General features: G+C 59.3%; 15 protein-coding genes and 1 tRNA gene. 7 read left to right on the forward strand and 9 right to left on the reverse strand.

What is annotated here, in order from left to right; genetic code table 11:
• The first annotated feature begins 205 nt into the window (after positions 1 to 205).
• Positions 206 to 1,423 carry an MFS transporter gene (locus PMI25_RS12940; RefSeq protein ID WP_007967644.1) on the forward strand — a complete coding sequence of 406 codons (1,218 nt, stop codon included), beginning with the start codon at positions 206 to 208 and terminating at the stop codon, positions 1,421 to 1,423.
• Positions 1,424 to 1,606: 183 nt separating this feature from the next.
• Here the strand turns inward: PMI25_RS12940 and ychF are convergent, their stop codons facing one another.
• From ychF to PMI25_RS12980, 8 genes are all read right to left on the reverse strand, one after another.
• Entirely contained in the window at positions 1,607 to 2,707 is a 1,101-nt protein-coding gene (ychF, locus tag PMI25_RS12945; RefSeq protein WP_007967645.1) for a redox-regulated ATPase YchF, read from the reverse strand.
• 22 nt (positions 2,708 to 2,729) lie between these two features.
• Positions 2,730 to 3,314 carry an aminoacyl-tRNA hydrolase gene (gene pth / locus PMI25_RS12950; protein WP_003228164.1) on the reverse strand — a complete coding sequence of 195 codons (585 nt, stop codon included), beginning with the start codon at positions 3,312 to 3,314 and terminating at the stop codon, positions 2,730 to 2,732.
• 169 nt (positions 3,315 to 3,483) lie between these two features.
• Positions 3,484 to 4,086, reverse strand: a complete 603-nt coding sequence (locus PMI25_RS12955) for a 50S ribosomal protein L25/general stress protein Ctc (RefSeq protein WP_007967646.1) — start codon at positions 4,084 to 4,086, stop codon at positions 3,484 to 3,486.
• 141 nt (positions 4,087 to 4,227) lie between these two features.
• The gene (locus PMI25_RS12960) at positions 4,228 to 5,169 is read right to left on the reverse strand and encodes a ribose-phosphate pyrophosphokinase (protein WP_003171603.1); all 942 of its coding nucleotides are present in this window, start codon (positions 5,167 to 5,169) and stop codon (positions 4,228 to 4,230) included.
• Between the two features lie 45 nt (positions 5,170 to 5,214).
• A tRNA-Gln gene (locus PMI25_RS12965) sits at positions 5,215 to 5,289 on the reverse strand.
• Positions 5,290 to 5,326: 37 nt separating this feature from the next.
• Complete coding sequence (ispE, locus tag PMI25_RS12970; protein ID WP_007967648.1) at positions 5,327 to 6,178, reverse strand: 4-(cytidine 5'-diphospho)-2-C-methyl-D-erythritol kinase; 852 nt, start codon at positions 6,176 to 6,178, stop codon at positions 5,327 to 5,329.
• Positions 6,179 to 6,181: 3 nt separating this feature from the next.
• Positions 6,182 to 6,799 carry a lipoprotein insertase outer membrane protein LolB gene (gene lolB, locus PMI25_RS12975; RefSeq protein WP_007967649.1) on the reverse strand — a complete coding sequence of 206 codons (618 nt, stop codon included), beginning with the start codon at positions 6,797 to 6,799 and terminating at the stop codon, positions 6,182 to 6,184.
• A gap of 3 nt (positions 6,800 to 6,802) precedes the next feature.
• Positions 6,803 to 8,527 carry a tetratricopeptide repeat protein gene (locus PMI25_RS12980; RefSeq protein ID WP_045122052.1) on the reverse strand — a complete coding sequence of 575 codons (1,725 nt, stop codon included), beginning with the start codon at positions 8,525 to 8,527 and terminating at the stop codon, positions 6,803 to 6,805.
• A gap of 182 nt (positions 8,528 to 8,709) precedes the next feature.
• On the opposite strand from PMI25_RS12980, the gene hemA reads away from it, so the two are divergent.
• From hemA to PMI25_RS13010, 6 genes are all read left to right on the forward strand, one after another.
• Positions 8,710 to 9,996 carry a glutamyl-tRNA reductase gene (gene hemA / locus PMI25_RS12985; RefSeq protein WP_007967653.1) on the forward strand — a complete coding sequence of 429 codons (1,287 nt, stop codon included), beginning with the start codon at positions 8,710 to 8,712 and terminating at the stop codon, positions 9,994 to 9,996.
• Positions 9,993 to 11,075 carry a peptide chain release factor 1 gene (prfA, locus tag PMI25_RS12990; protein ID WP_007967655.1) on the forward strand — a complete coding sequence of 361 codons (1,083 nt, stop codon included), beginning with the start codon at positions 9,993 to 9,995 and terminating at the stop codon, positions 11,073 to 11,075. The genes hemA and prfA overlap by 4 nt, the downstream gene beginning before the upstream one ends.
• The gene (gene prmC / locus PMI25_RS12995; protein ID WP_007967657.1) at positions 11,076 to 11,906 is read left to right on the forward strand and encodes a peptide chain release factor N(5)-glutamine methyltransferase; all 831 of its coding nucleotides are present in this window, start codon (positions 11,076 to 11,078) and stop codon (positions 11,904 to 11,906) included.
• Entirely contained in the window at positions 11,900 to 12,655 is a 756-nt protein-coding gene (locus PMI25_RS13000; protein WP_007967658.1) for a molybdopterin-synthase adenylyltransferase MoeB, read from the forward strand. The genes prmC and PMI25_RS13000 overlap by 7 nt, the downstream gene beginning before the upstream one ends.
• Complete coding sequence (gene murI / locus PMI25_RS13005; RefSeq protein WP_007967660.1) at positions 12,648 to 13,439, forward strand: glutamate racemase; 792 nt, start codon at positions 12,648 to 12,650, stop codon at positions 13,437 to 13,439. Before PMI25_RS13000 ends, murI begins: the two co-directional genes overlap by 8 nt.
• A gap of 112 nt (positions 13,440 to 13,551) precedes the next feature.
• Positions 13,552 to 14,070, forward strand: a complete 519-nt coding sequence (locus PMI25_RS13010) for an acyloxyacyl hydrolase (protein ID WP_007967661.1) — start codon at positions 13,552 to 13,554, stop codon at positions 14,068 to 14,070.
• A gap of 131 nt (positions 14,071 to 14,201) precedes the next feature.
• On the opposite strand, the gene PMI25_RS13015 is transcribed toward PMI25_RS13010, so the two are convergent.
• On the reverse strand, positions 14,202 to 14,507 hold the full coding sequence (locus PMI25_RS13015; protein ID WP_007967664.1) for a YkgJ family cysteine cluster protein: 306 nt from the start codon (positions 14,505 to 14,507) through the stop codon (positions 14,202 to 14,204).
• Positions 14,508 to 14,550: the final 43 nt, after the last annotated feature.

The raw sequence follows: 14,550 nt of genomic DNA on the forward strand, positions 1-14,550 counted from the left end.
TGCCGCAGGCTGCGATCTTTTGATCTTGCCCTTTAAAAACAAAATCAAAAGATCGTCCGATCGCGGCCCGAGCCTTCGGCAGCTCCTACAGGACTAGGGCGTTCGGTTGGTTAGTTAGCTGGCTAAGGGGATGGCGCTGGCGCACCGAAAAATGGCACATTGACGCACCTGCCCGCGTGCACCCATCTGCTGTACGGAAACTTTCATGGCTATCAGCAACGCTCAGACCGCCGCTGCCTCGGCGTCCGCTTCCCCCCAAAGCAGCCCGTTGGTGATGCGTATCATCGGCGCGGTGGCGCTGGCGCATTTGATCAACGACCTAATTCAGTCGGTGCTGCCGTCGATCTATCCGATGCTCAAGGCCAACTATGGCTTGAGCTTCACCCAGGTCGGCCTGATCACGCTGACCTTCCAATTGACTGCGTCGCTGCTGCAGCCGTGGGTCGGTTATCACACTGATCGCCATCCGAAACCGTGGCTGTTGCCGGCGGGTTCGATCTGCACGCTGATTGGCATCGTGATGATGTCGATGGTCGGCAGTTTTCCATTGATTCTGCTGGCGGCGGCGCTGATCGGTATCGGCTCCTCGACCTTTCACCCCGAGGCTTCACGGATTGCCCGGCTGGCCTCGGGTGGACGCTTTGGTCTGGCGCAATCGACCTTTCAGGTCGGCGGTAACGCCGGTTCAGCGTTCGGCCCGTTACTGGCAGCGGCGATCATTATTCCGTTCGGTCAGGGCAACGTGGCGTGGTTCGGTCTGTTCGCGGTGTTTGCGCTGTTCGTGCTGTATCGCATCAGCCGCTGGTACGCTCATCACCTCAACCTGTTCAAGCTCAAGGCTGGTCAGGCGGCGACTCACGGACTGTCGAAGGGCAGGGTGATCAGTGCGCTGGTAGTGCTCGGCCTGCTGGTGTTCTCCAAGTATTTCTACATGGCCAGCCTCACCAGCTATTTCACCTTTTACCTGATCGAGAAGTTCGACCTGTCGGTGGCCAGCTCGCAACTGCACCTGTTCCTGTTTCTCGGTGCGGTAGCGGCGGGTACGTTCTTTGGCGGGCCGATTGGCGACAAGATCGGGCGTAAGGCGGTGATCTGGTTTTCGATTCTCGGCGTGGCACCGTTTACCTTGCTGATGCCGCACGTCGATCTGTTCTGGACCACTGTCCTCAGCGTGGTGATCGGCTTCATCCTCGCCTCGGCGTTCTCGGCGATTGTGGTGTATGCGCAAGAGCTGGTGCCGGGTAACGTCGGGATGATTGCCGGGGTGTTCTTCGGCTTGATGTTTGGCTTCGGCGGGATTGGTGCGGCGTTGCTGGGGCATCTGGCGGATGTGCACGGTATCGAGTATGTGTATTTCCTGTGCTCGTTTTTGCCGTTGTTTGGCGTGCTGGCGATCTTCTTGCCGCGCACCAAAAAGGCCTGACCCCGCACTATTTCCAACTGTGGGAGCGAGCCTGCTCGCGAATGCGGTATGGCATTCACAGAGATGTGACTGACACTCCCTTTTCGCGAGCAGGCTCGCTCCCACAGGGGAAATATGTTCAGCAGTAAATTTCAGGCACAAAAAAGCCGCGTATCAAACGCGGCTTTTTCTTGGGCGTGTCGCTTACACGTTGAAGCGGAAGTGCATCACGTCGCCGTCTTTGACGATGTAGTCCTTGCCTTCCAGGCGCCATTTACCGGCTTCCTTGGTACCGGCTTCGCCCTTGTACTGGATGAAGTCGTTGTAGGCGATGACTTCGGCGCGGATGAAGCCTTTTTCGAAGTCGGTGTGGATCACGCCAGCAGCTTGTGGTGCGGTGGCACCGACTTTGACGGTCCAGGCGCGGACTTCTTCGACACCGGCGGTGAAGTAGGTCTGCAGGTGGAGCATTTCGTAACCGGCGCGGATCACGCGGTTCAGGCCAGGCTCTTCCAGGCCCAGGGCCTCGAGGAACATGTCTTTCTCTTCGCCGTCGTCGAGCTCGGCGATTTCCGCTTCGATCTTGTTGCACACCGGAACGACCATGGCGCCTTCTTCTTCGGCAATGGCCTTGACCACGTCCAGGTGCGGGTTGTTCTCGAAACCGTCTTCAGCGACGTTGGCGATGTACATGACCGGTTTGGTGGTCAGCAGGTGGAAGCCCTTGATCACCGACTTTTCGTCAGCGCTCATGTTCTTCATCAGGCTGCGCGCAGGCTTGGCTTCGGTGAAGTGCGCGATCAGTTGCTCCAGCAGAGCTTTCTGAACGACTGCGTCCTTGTCACCGCCCTTGGCGTTGCGTGCGACTTTCTGCAGTTGCTTCTCGCAGCTGTCGAGGTCGGCGAAGATCAGTTCCAGGTCGATGATTTCGATGTCGCGCTTGGGGTCGACGCTGTTGGAAACGTGGATCACGTTGTCGTCTTCGAAGCAGCGCACCACGTGAGCGATCGCGTCGGTTTCGCGGATGTTGGCCAGGAACTTGTTGCCCAGACCTTCACCTTTCGAGGCGCCGGCCACCAGGCCTGCGATGTCGACGAATTCCATGGTGGTCGGCAGGATGCGCTTCGGATTGACGATGGCCGCCAGGGCTTCCAGGCGCGGATCCGGCATCGGCACGATGCCGCTGTTCGGCTCGATGGTGCAGAAGGGGAAGTTCTCGGCCGCGATACCGGATTTGGTCAGGGCGTTGAACAGGGTGGACTTGCCGACGTTAGGCAGGCCGACGATGCCGCAATTGAATCCCATGGTGTTTCCCCTCGGATTAGAGTCAGGCCTTCTGGCTGTGCAGGTTTTTCATCGCGCGGTTCCATTCACCGGCGAGGATATCCGGCAGCACGCCGAGGGCAAAGTCGATGCTGGCATCGAGTTTTTCCTGTTCGGCGCGTGGCGCACGACCCAGGACGAAATTTGAAACCATACTGGCGACGCCCGGGTGGCCGATGCCAAGCCGCAGGCGGTAGAAAGTATTCTGATTGCCCAGTTGCGCGATGATGTCGCGCAACCCGTTGTGACCGCCATGGCCGCCGCCCTGCTTGAGCTTGGCGACGCCCGGAGGCAGGTCGAGTTCGTCGTGCGCCACCAGGATTTCTTCAGGCTTGATGCGGAAGAAACCGGCGAGTGCCGCCACGGCCTGGCCGCTGCGGTTCATGTAGGTGGTGGGAATCAGCAGACGAACATCCTGACCCTGATGCGAGTAGCGCCCGGTCAGGCCGAAATATTTGCGATCGGCCACAAGGTTCACACCTTGCGCGGCGGCGATACGCTCAACAAAAAGGGCCCCTGCGTTATGCCGGGTCTGTTCGTATTCAGCGCCTGGATTTCCCAGGCCAACGATCAGTTTGATGGCAGTCACGATAGGGGCCCTTCCTTGGAGTGGTGGTTAACATCGCCGCGATCAGTGAAGGCGGCGAAAGTGGACGAAAATTGCTCATTTACCATGAATGTAAACTCCGCGTTCTCGCCCGCTTTCTCGCTACGTTCCAGTCCGCGATGTTTCACTCACTCCGACGAACAGAGTGAAATTACTCTGCTGCGCCTTCTTCGGTAGCTTCTGGAGCAACACGTGGAGCGTGGACGTTGGCTACTGCCTTGTCATCGCCGTGTGCCAGAGCAACGAACTCGACACCTTTAGGAGCTTTGAGGTCCGACAGGTGAACGATGGTGCCGATTTCAGCGTTAGCCAGGTCGACTTCGATGAACTCAGGCAGGTCTTTTGGCAGGCAGGAAACTTCGATCTCGGCAACAACGTGCGAGATTTCGCCGCCTTTCTTCACTGGAGCAGCTTCGTTGATGAAGTGCACAGGAACGATAGCGGTCAGTTTCTGCCCAGCGACAACGCGTACGAAGTCAGCGTGCATCACGTGGCCTTTGGCCGGGTGACGTTGCAGGGCTTTGATGACGACGTTTTGTTTCTTGCCACCAACGTTCAGCTCGATGATGTGGCTGTAAGCCGCTTCGTTTTCGAGCAGTTTGGCAACTTCTTTGGCCAGCATGCTGATGGATTCAGGGGCTTTGTCGCCACCGTAAACAACAGCTGGAACCAGAGCGGCGAGACGACGCAGGCGGCGGCTCGCACCTTTCCCCAGGTCGGAACGCACTTCAGCATTCAGAGTAAAATCGTTCATTTTGTATCTCCAAAATAGCCATGACCGGGTGGCGTTTGCGACCAGCGCCAAACACGGTATGGGCAAAAAAGCCCCGCCCCGACAGGTATGCCGGGGCGGGGCGCTTTTCGTCAACGAGACATTTCGAGAAGGGCAGGGCCCTTAACGGAACATCGCGCTGATCGATTCTTCATTGCTGATGCGGCGAACCGCTTCGGCAACAACCGGTGCGATATCCAGTTGACGGATACGTGCACAGGCTTGTGCTGCTGCGGACAGCGGGATGGTGTTAGTCACCACCAGCTCGTCCAGCACGGAATTTTCGATATTCTCGATGGCCCGACCCGACAGCACAGGGTGTGTGCAGTAGGCAAAGACCTTGGCTGCGCCATGCTCTTTCAGGGCCTTGGCCGCGTGGCACAGAGTGCCGGCGGTATCGACCATGTCATCGACCAGAATGCAGGTGCGCCCTTCGACATCACCGATGATATGCATCACTTCAGAGTGATTGGCTTTCTCACGGCGTTTGTCGATGATCCCGAGATCCACGCCCAGGGATTTGGCAACAGCCCGTGCACGCACGACGCCACCAATGTCCGGGGACACGATCATCAGGTTTTCGAAGCGCTGATCTTCAATGTCATCCACCAGAACCGGGGAGCCGTAGATGTTATCTACCGGAATATCGAAGAAGCCCTGAATCTGGTCAGCATGCAGATCAACCGTGAGAACACGGTCGATGCCGACTACGGTAAGCATGTCAGCAACGACTTTCGCGCTGATAGCCACACGTGCGGAACGCGGACGGCGATCCTGACGGGCATAACCAAAATAAGGAATAACAGCAGTAATACGAGTAGCCGAGGAGCGGCGGAAGGCATCAGCCATCACTACCAGTTCCATCAGGTTATCGTTGGTCGGAGCGCAAGTCGGCTGAATAATGAAAACGTCTTTACCGCGAACGTTTTCATTGATCTCGGCAGTAATTTCGCCGTCGGAGAACTTGCCGACAGAGATGTCACCGAGAGGGATATGCAGCTGACGTACGACACGCCGAGCCAGATCGGGGTTAGCGTTCCCCGTAAAGACCATCATCTTGGACACGCGCAGTACCTAGAGGCTGAGGGTAACCTGGATGAGTATAGAAAATGGCAGGGGCGGCTGGATTCGAACCAACGCATGGCAGGATCAAAACCTGCTGCCTTACCGCTTGGCGACGCCCCTGTATCTGTTGCTTCAAGTGCCTGGCACTTGATTCCTTTTAGAGCAGACTTTGCAGCTTGCGATGCAACATCGAAACGTTGCTTCCTTTCGCTACAAACCCTGTAAGGGTCTCTGTCAGAAGGGCCGAGACTTTATCAGCTTCAGCTTTGCTTGGGAAGCCCCCAAACACACAACTTCCAGTTCCGGTGAGTTTTGCTTCGGTAAATTTACCTAACAAATCCAATGCGTTACGTACTTCTGGATAACGCCTTGCAACCACCGGCAAGCAGTCATTTCGACTGTTTCCCTCGGGAACGGGGCGCACTTTAATGGGCGGCGTGTTACGTGTCAACAAAGGATCGGAAAAAATTTCTGCCGTACTTACAGAGACTTGCGGCACGAGCACCAGATACCACGGTTCTTCGGGGTCGACCGGGGTCAGTTTTTCGCCCACGCCTTCGGCAAATGCCGCGTGACCACGGACGAAAACCGGTACGTCAGCGCCGAGCGAAAGGCCCAATGCCGCGAGGCGATCTTCATCCCAGCCCAATTGCCACAAGTGATTGAGGCCGAGCAGGGTGGTCGCGGCATTCGAGCTGCCGCCACCGATGCCGCCGCCCATGGGCAGAACTTTATCAATCCAGATATCGATACCGAGCGAGCAGCCGGATTGTTGCTGCAGCATTTTTGCCGCGCGCACGATCAGGTTGCTGTCATGCGGTACGCCGGCGAATTCAGTGTGCAGCTGAATCACACCGTCATCGCGCACGGCGAAGGTGATTTCGTCGCCGTAATCGACAAACTGAAACAGCGTCTGCAGTTCGTGATAGCCGTCTGCACGGCGACCGAGAATGTGCAGCATCAGGTTGAGCTTGGCCGGCGACGGCAGCGTCAGACGTGGAGCGGTCATGCTTTATTGCCCCAATTTACGCGGTTGCCAGGTCTTGATCACCAGCGTCACGTCCAGATCGGTGCCGTGCAGCTTGATTCGCTCGGGCAGCCAGTAACCGTTTTGCTCGGCGTAGCTGAGGTACTCGACCTTCCAGCCGTCCTGTTCCAGATTGGCCAAGCGACTGTCGTTATCCAGGGTCAGGCGGCTCTTGCTGCTGGGTGCCGGCAGGCCACGGACCCACCAGGCCAGATTCGACACCGGCAATTTCCAGCCGAGTTGCTCTTCGAGCAGCGCTTCCGGCGACTCGGAGTCATAGCGACCCTGATTGGCGACTTCCAGCGAGACCTTGCCCGGGCGCCCGGTCAGACGTGCCGCGCCACGACCCAGCGGGCCGGACAGGCGAATGTCGTAGTAGTCCTGGCGTTGCAGCCAGAACAGCGTGCCGCTGCCGGAGTCTTTCGGCGCGCGAATGCCGATCTTGCCGTCGATCTGCCAGCCGTCGAGGCCGGTCAGCTGTTGTTTGTTCGCGGCCCACTGAGCCGGGCTGCCGTGGCCCTCGACCGATTCGCGAGCGCCGAAACCCGCGCAACCGGCGAGCAGGGCGATGAGGCTGAAAACAATAACGTGGCGCAAAAACATGAGTTAAAGAGTCTCGGATCCGGTCAGGCGCTTGATGGTGCTGCGCAGGATGGTGCTGTCGGGCTGATCTTTGAGGTACTTGCCCCAGACCTGTTTGGCTTCGCGCTGGTTGCCCTTGACCCACAACACTTCGCCCAGGTGCGCGGCGACTTCGTGGTCAGGGAAACGCTCGAGCGCCTGACGCAGGTATTTCTCGGCGTCGTCCAGATTGCCCATGCGGAAATTCACCCAGCCGAGGCTGTCGAGTACCGCCGGGTCTTCCGGGTTGATCTGGTGTGCCTGTTCGATCAGCGCTTTGGCTTCAGCGTAGCGGGTGGTGCGATCGGACAGGGTGTAGCCCAGCGCATTGAGCGCCATGGCGTTGTCCGGGTCGCGCTTGATGATCAGGCGCAGGTCTTTTTCCATCTGTGCCAGATCATTGCGTTTTTCCGCGAGCATGGCCCGGGTGTAGAGCAGATTCAGATCGTCCGGGTATTGCTGCAAGGCTTTATCCAGGGTTTTCCAGGCCTTGTCGTCCTGTTTGTTGGCCGACAGGGTTTCGGATTCGATCAGATACAGCTGGATCGCGTAATCCGGCTGGGCATCACGTTCGGCGGCCAGTTTGCTCTGGGCTTCGGCGGTCTTGCCGTTGTTCATCAGAATGTCCGCCTGACGCAGTTGCGCCGGCAGATAGTCATTGCCCGGGCCGACCTGGGCGTATTCGATCAGCGCGCCCTGCGGGTCGTTGCGCTCTTCAGCGATGCGGCCTAGGTTCAGGTGCGCCGAATCGACGTGGCTTTCGCGGGCGATCAGGTCTTCCAGGTAACCCTTGGCCTCGTCCCAGGCCTTCGCTTCCAGGCATACCAAGGCCAGCGAGTAACGCAGTTCGTCGTCTTCGGGGTATTGCTGAACCAGGGTGGAAAACTCGACCTTGGCGTCGTCCATGCGGTCCTGTTCGACCAGGGTGCGCGCATAAGTCAGGCGCAGGCGCTTGTCGTCCGGGTACTTCTTGATGCTTTTCTGCAGCAACGGCACGGCCTCGTCGCCACGATTCATGGTTTGCAGCAGGCGGGCGCGCAGCAGGATCGGAGCGATCTCGCCGTCTTCCGGCGGATGGTCTTCGAGCAGGGTCAATGCGGCTTTGTTGTCGCCGTCCTGTTGCAGGAGCAGGGCCTTGCCAAAAATCAGCTGGCTGTTTTTCGGGTGGCGCTGCAACAGACGGTCGAAGCTTTTCATCAAGCCGTTGCGGGTTTCCTGATCAGTGTCGGCGGCCGACAGCGCGAGGAAGTCGAAATGGGTATCGCCCTTGCCCTGCAGGACTTTCTCCATATACACCATAGAGTCGTCGTAACGCCCGGCGCGGGCCAGTTGCACGGCGGCGGCGCGTTGCGCTTCGAGGTCGTCCGGAGCGTTTTTCGCCCAGATCAGTGCGGTGTCCAGCGCAGGCTGGTCGGCGCCGAGGTATTCGGCGATGCGGAACGCGCGCTCGGAAACGCCCGGATCCTGGGTGTTGATCGCCTGGGTCACGTAGTTATCCAGGGCAATGTCGAAACGATTGCGCTGGCCGGCCAGTTCGGCGCTCAGCAGGCTGAAAACGGTTTCCTCGCTGAACGAGCTGTAAACCTTGGGTTTTTCAGGCGTGGACGCGGTGTCTTCGACCGGCGGGGTACCGTCCGGCGAAACGGGTGCCATGGCCTGGCAGCCGCTGAGGAAGACAAAAGCAAGGAGCAACGCGGAAGATCTATTCATATAAGAGAAGGACGACTAACCTGCGGTCGGATCATCATGACACAAGCCTTCGGCCAAACATAACCGAGTCTCGAATGTGGCCTTTATAGTGGCCGACAATTGGGACAATAGTCAGCGGTAGTTGTTCTGAATCTGACGAAGTAGGACAATTGCCGGCTTCACGTCACCATCAGCGACCTTGAATGGCCTTCCTTGCACTCGGTATTAACCACAAGACTGCTTCAGTAGACGTCCGCGAGCGCGTGGCCTTTACCCCTGAGCAGCTGGTTGAGGCCTTGCAGCAGCTCTGCCGACTCACCGACAGCCGCGAAGCTGCGATCCTCTCCACCTGCAATCGCAGTGAGCTTTATATAGAACAGGATCAGATTTCCGCTGATCTGGTTCTGCGCTGGCTGGCCGATTATCACCATTTAAGCCTCGATGAGCTGCGCGCGAGTGCTTATGTGCATGAAGATGATGCGGCAGTTCGTCACATGATGCGCGTCGCCTCCGGGCTCGACTCGCTGGTGCTGGGCGAACCGCAGATTCTCGGCCAGATGAAATCGGCCTACGCCGTGGCGCGTGAGGCCGGGACCATCGGTCCGCTGCTGGGGCGGCTGTTTCAAGCGACGTTCAATGCCGCCAAACAAGTGCGTACCGACACCGCCATCGGCGAAAACCCGGTGTCCGTGGCGTTTGCAGCGGTCAGTCTGGCCAAACAGATTTTCAGCGACCTGCAACGTAGCCAGGCCCTGCTGATCGGTGCCGGCGAGACCATCACTCTGGTCGCCCGTCATTTGCATGAGCTGGGGGTCAAGCGCATCGTAGTTGCCAACCGTACGCTGGAACGTGCCAGTCTGCTGGCTGAGCAGTTCGGCGCGCACGCGGTGCTGCTGTCGGACATTCCGGCGGAACTGGTGCGCAGCGACATCGTGATCAGTTCGACCGCCAGCCAGTTGCCGATCCTCGGCAAGGGCGCGGTGGAAAGCGCGCTGAAGCAGCGCAAGCACAAGCCGATCTTCATGGTCGACATCGCCGTACCGCGTGACATTGAGCCGGAAGTCGGCGAGCTCGACGACGTTTACTTGTACAGCGTCGACGATCTGCACGAAGTGGTCGCCGAGAACCTCAAGAGTCGTCAGGGCGCAGCCCAGGCGGCGGAAGAGATGGTCTCGGTCGGTGCCGACGATTTCATGGTGCGCCTGCGTGAGCTGGCGGCGGTCGATGTGCTCAAGGCCTATCGGCAACAGAGCGAACGCCTGCGCGACGAGGAGTTGCAAAAAGCCCTGCGCTTGCTGGCCAACGGCGGCAACGCCGAAGACGTGCTCGGGCAGCTGGCCCGTGGCCTGACCAATAAACTGTTGCATGCGCCCAGCGTGCAATTGAAAAAGCTTTCTGCCGAAGGCCGCCTCGATGCGCTGGCCATGGCCCAGGAACTCTTTGCCCTCGAGGGCTCACCGGATAGTTTTTCGGATAAAAAACCGCAATGAAAGCGTCACTGCTCAATAAGCTGGACACCCTCCAGGACCGTTTCGAGGAACTGACCGCGCTGCTCGGCGACGGCGAAGTCATTTCCGATCAGGCCAAATTCCGCGCTTATTCCAAGGAATACGCCGAACTCGAGCCGGTGGTACAAGGCTATAAAAAGCTGCTCGGCGTACAAAGTGATCTTGAAGGCGCCCAGGCGCTGCTCAAGGACAGCGACCCGGACATGCGTGAAATGGCCGTGGAAGAAGTCCGCGAAGCCAAGGAGTTGCTGATCAGGCTGGAAGATGATTTGCAGCGCATGTTGCTGCCCAAGGATCCCAATGACGGGCGTAACGTCTTTCTCGAAATTCGCGCCGGTACCGGTGGCGACGAGGCGGCGATCTTCTCCGGCGATCTGTTCCGCATGTACTCGCGTTACGCCGAACGACGTGGCTGGCGCGTGGAGATCCTTTCGGAAAACGAAGGCGAGCACGGTGGCTATAAAGAAGTCATCGCGCGCATTGAAGGCGACAACGTTTATGGCAAGCTGAAATTCGAGTCCGGCGCGCACCGCGTACAGCGCGTACCGGCCACCGAATCCCAAGGCCGTATCCACACCTCGGCCTGCACCGTGGCGGTGTTGCCCGAGCCGGACGAGCGCGAAGCCATCGAGATCAACCCGGCGGATCTGCGTGTCGACACTTACCGTTCCTCCGGGGCCGGTGGTCAGCACGTCAATACCACCGACTCGGCGATCCGCATCACGCACATACCGACCGGCACCGTCGTCGAGTGTCAGGAAGAACGTTCCCAGCACAAGAACCGTGCCCGGGCGATGGCCTGGCTGTCGGCCAAGCTCAACGATCAGCAAACCGCAGCGGCAGCGAATGCCATCGCCAGCGAGCGTAAATTGCTGGTCGGTTCCGGCGACCGTTCCGAGCGCATTCGCACGTACAACTTTGCCCAGGGCCGGGTCACTGACCATCGCGTCAACCTGACCCTGTACTCCCTTGATGAAATCCTCGCCGGTGGCGTTGAAGCGGTGATCGAGCCTTTGCTGGCCGAATACCAGGCCGACCAGCTTGCAGCGATAGGTGAATAAATGACCATCATTGCCAGTCTGTTGCGCGCCGCCGAACTGCCGGACTCGCCCACCGCGCGTCTGGATGCCGAATTGCTCCTGGCTGCGGCACTGGGCAAACCGCGCAGCTTCCTGCACACCTGGCCCGAGCGCATCGTACCCAGCGAAGCGGTGCTGATTTTTACCGAGTACCTGCAACGGCGTCGTGGCGGTGAGCCGGTGGCCTATATTCTCGGTCAGCAGGGGTTCTGGAAGCTCGATCTGGAAGTGGCGCCGCACACGCTGATCCCGCGCCCGGATACCGAGTTGCTGGTCGAGGCCGCGCTGGAGCTGTTGGCGGCAATGCCGGCCAAAGTGCTCGATCTGGGCACCGGCAGCGGCGCAATTGCGTTGGCCCTGGCCAGCGAGCGTCCGGCGTGGAAGGTCACGGCGGTGGATCGCGTGCTGGAAGCCGTAGCGTTGGCCGAGCGCAATCGCCAGCGTCTGAACCTGAACAACGCCACGGTGCTGAGCAGCCACTGGTTCAGCGCCCTTGAAGGCCAGCGCTTCAATCTGATCATCAGCAACCCGCCGTATATCGCCGCCGCCGACCCGCATCTGGTCGAGGGCGACGTGCGCTTCGAGCCGACCAGTGCGCTGGTGGCCGGTATCGACGGGCTCGACGATCTGCGCCTGATCGTCGCCCAGGCCCCGGATCATCTGGAAGCCGGTGGCTGGCTGATGCTCGAACACGGCTATGATCAAGCCGAAGCCGTACGCGATCTGCTGCTCACTCGCGGTTTTGAACAAGTCCACAGCCGCACCGATCTGGGCGGTCATCAACGGATCAGCCTGGGGCGCCTGCCGTGCTGAATGATCAGGAATTGCTGCGCTATAGCCGGCAGATTCTGCTGCAACACATCGATATCGATGGGCAACTGAAGCTGAAAGACAGCCGCGTGCTGATCGTCGGCCTTGGCGGTCTCGGTGCCCCGGTCGCGCTGTATCTGGCGGCGGCCGGTGTCGGTGAGTTGCATCTGGCGGATTTCGATACGGTTGACCTGACCAACCTGCAGCGCCAGATCATTCATGACACCGACAGCGTTGGCATGAGCAAGGTCGACTCGGCGCTCAAGCGTCTGGGCGCGATCAATCCCGAGATTCAACTGGTGCCTCATCGTCAGGCGCTGGACGAGGATTCCCTGGCCGCCGCCGTGTCCGCGGTGGATCTGGTGCTCGACTGCTCCGACAACTTCTCCACCCGCGAGGCGGTCAACGCCGCGTGTGTGGCCGCGCACAAGCCATTGGTCAGCGGCGCGGCGATTCGTCTGGAAGGGCAGTTGTCGGTGTTCGATCCACGGCGCGAGGAAAGTCCGTGCTACCACTGCCTGTACGGGCATGGCAGCGAAGCCGAACTGACCTGCAGCGAGGCCGGTGTGGTCGGGCCGCTGGTGGGGCTGGTCGGCAGCTTGCAGGCGCTTGAAGCGTTGAAGGTGCTGGTGGGTTTTGGCGAACCCTTGGTAGGTCGTTTGCTGTTGATCGATGCCTTGGGTTCGCGCTTTCGTGAACTGCGGGTCAAGCGCGATCCGGGTTGCAGCGTCTGTGGTTCGCAGCATGCGTGAGGCGCCGATCGCGGTGTTCGATTCCGGTGTCGGCGGCTTGTCGGTACTGGCGGAAATCCAGCGTTTACTGCCTCATGAATCGCTGCTGTATTTCGCCGATTGCGGGCACATTCCCTACGGCGAGAAAACCCCGGAGTTCATCCGCCAGCGCTGCAACGTGATGGCCGGATTTTTCCGCGAGCAGGGCGCCAAGGCGCTGGTGATCGCCTGCAACACGGCGACGGTGGCCGCTGTTGCCGATCTGCGTCGGGATTTCCCCGAGTGGCCGATTGTCGGCATGGAACCGGCGGTCAAACCGGCTGCTGCCGCGACCCGCAGCGGCGTGGTCGGCGTACTCGCCACCACCGGCACCTTGCAGAGTGCCAAGTTCGCCGCGTTGCTCGACCGCTTCGCCGCTGACGTTCGCGTCATCACCCAGCCATGCCCCGGTCTGGTGGAGCTGATTGAAAGCGGTGATCTGCACAGCGTCGAGTTGCGCAACCTGCTTCAGCATTACGTCGAGCCGCTGCTGGCCAACGGTTGCGACACGATCATTCTCGGCTGCACTCACTATCCGTTTCTCAAGCCGCTGCTCAAGACGATGATTCCCGACAGCATCAGCCTGATCGACACCGGCGCGGCGGTAGCGCGGCAACTGCAACGGTTGCTGGCCGAACGTGATCTGCTCGCCGAGGGGGCGAACCGCCCGGTCAGATTCTGGACCAGTAGCGATCCCGCGTTCTTCCGCAAGACCCTGCCCCTGCTGGGCCAAGTTGCCGGCGACGTCGAAAAATTCAGCTTGTAAAAAAAGTGTGAAATAACTAAAAAAACAGCTGAACTTCTAATCACGCGCTAGCTTCTATAGCGATGAGTTATCTAGAAAACCAAACGATCGTTCCGGAAAAGGAAGTTTCAACGTGAAGCGACTATTCTGCTTGGCCGCGATTGCGGCCGCACTGATGGGGCAAAGTATTACCGCACAAGCCGCAGGCGTTGAGTTTGCAGTGGGTGCGACCAGCGATTCGACCATGACCTATCGCCTGGGCATGAATTTCGATTGGGACCAGAGCTGGCTGCAAAGTGATGTCGGTCGCCTGACCGGTTACTGGAGCGGCGCTTACACTTACTGGGAGGGTGACAAGACTTCCAGCAACAACAGCCTGTCGTTCTCGCCGGTATTCGTTTACGAGTTTGCCGGTCAGTCGGTCAAGCCGTATGTTGAGGCGGGCATTGGTGTCGCAGCGTTCTCCAACACCAAATATGAAAGCAATAACATCGGCGGCTCTTTCCAGTTCGAAGACCGTATCGGTTTTGGTCTGCGCTTCAATGGCGGGCATGAAGTGGGGATTCGTGCGACGCACTACTCCAACGCCGGCCTGGCCAGCAGCAACGACGGTGTAGAAAGCTACGCGCTGCATTACACGATGCCGCTGTAAGCGCTATACATCACCTCTGTAGGAGTGAGCCTGCTCGCGATTGCGGTGTGTCAGCCAACATTTGTTTGACTGGTACTCCGCAATCGCGAGCAAGCTCACTCCTACATTTGTTTCAGTGGTGTTTTTCGGAATCAACGGTAGGCCGTGGCAATCCCTTTGCGTTCTTCAATGCACTCCGGTGCACCCATCTCGAATTCGCGACAGATCAGCGGGCGTTTCTCGTAGATCGTGCACATCATGCTGTCGCGATCCAGCGCCGCGCACCAGCCGTCGTCCAGACGCAGCATCACTTCACCTCCCCACTCATCGGTATCGATAAAGCGTTCGGGCACGCCGGTGTCGGTGATCAGCATCACTTCGAGCTGGCAACAGCACGCTGCGCAGGTCGAACACGTGACCGCTGGCTCGGTGATTTGCTGGTGGGGAATGGTTTTCATGGGGCGCAGTGTAAGGCAGCCGCCGGTTGCTGTGTGAAAGGCC

Source organism: Pseudomonas sp. GM30 (assembly GCF_000282275.2).
Classification (GTDB): Bacteria; Pseudomonadota; Gammaproteobacteria; order Pseudomonadales; family Pseudomonadaceae; genus Aquipseudomonas.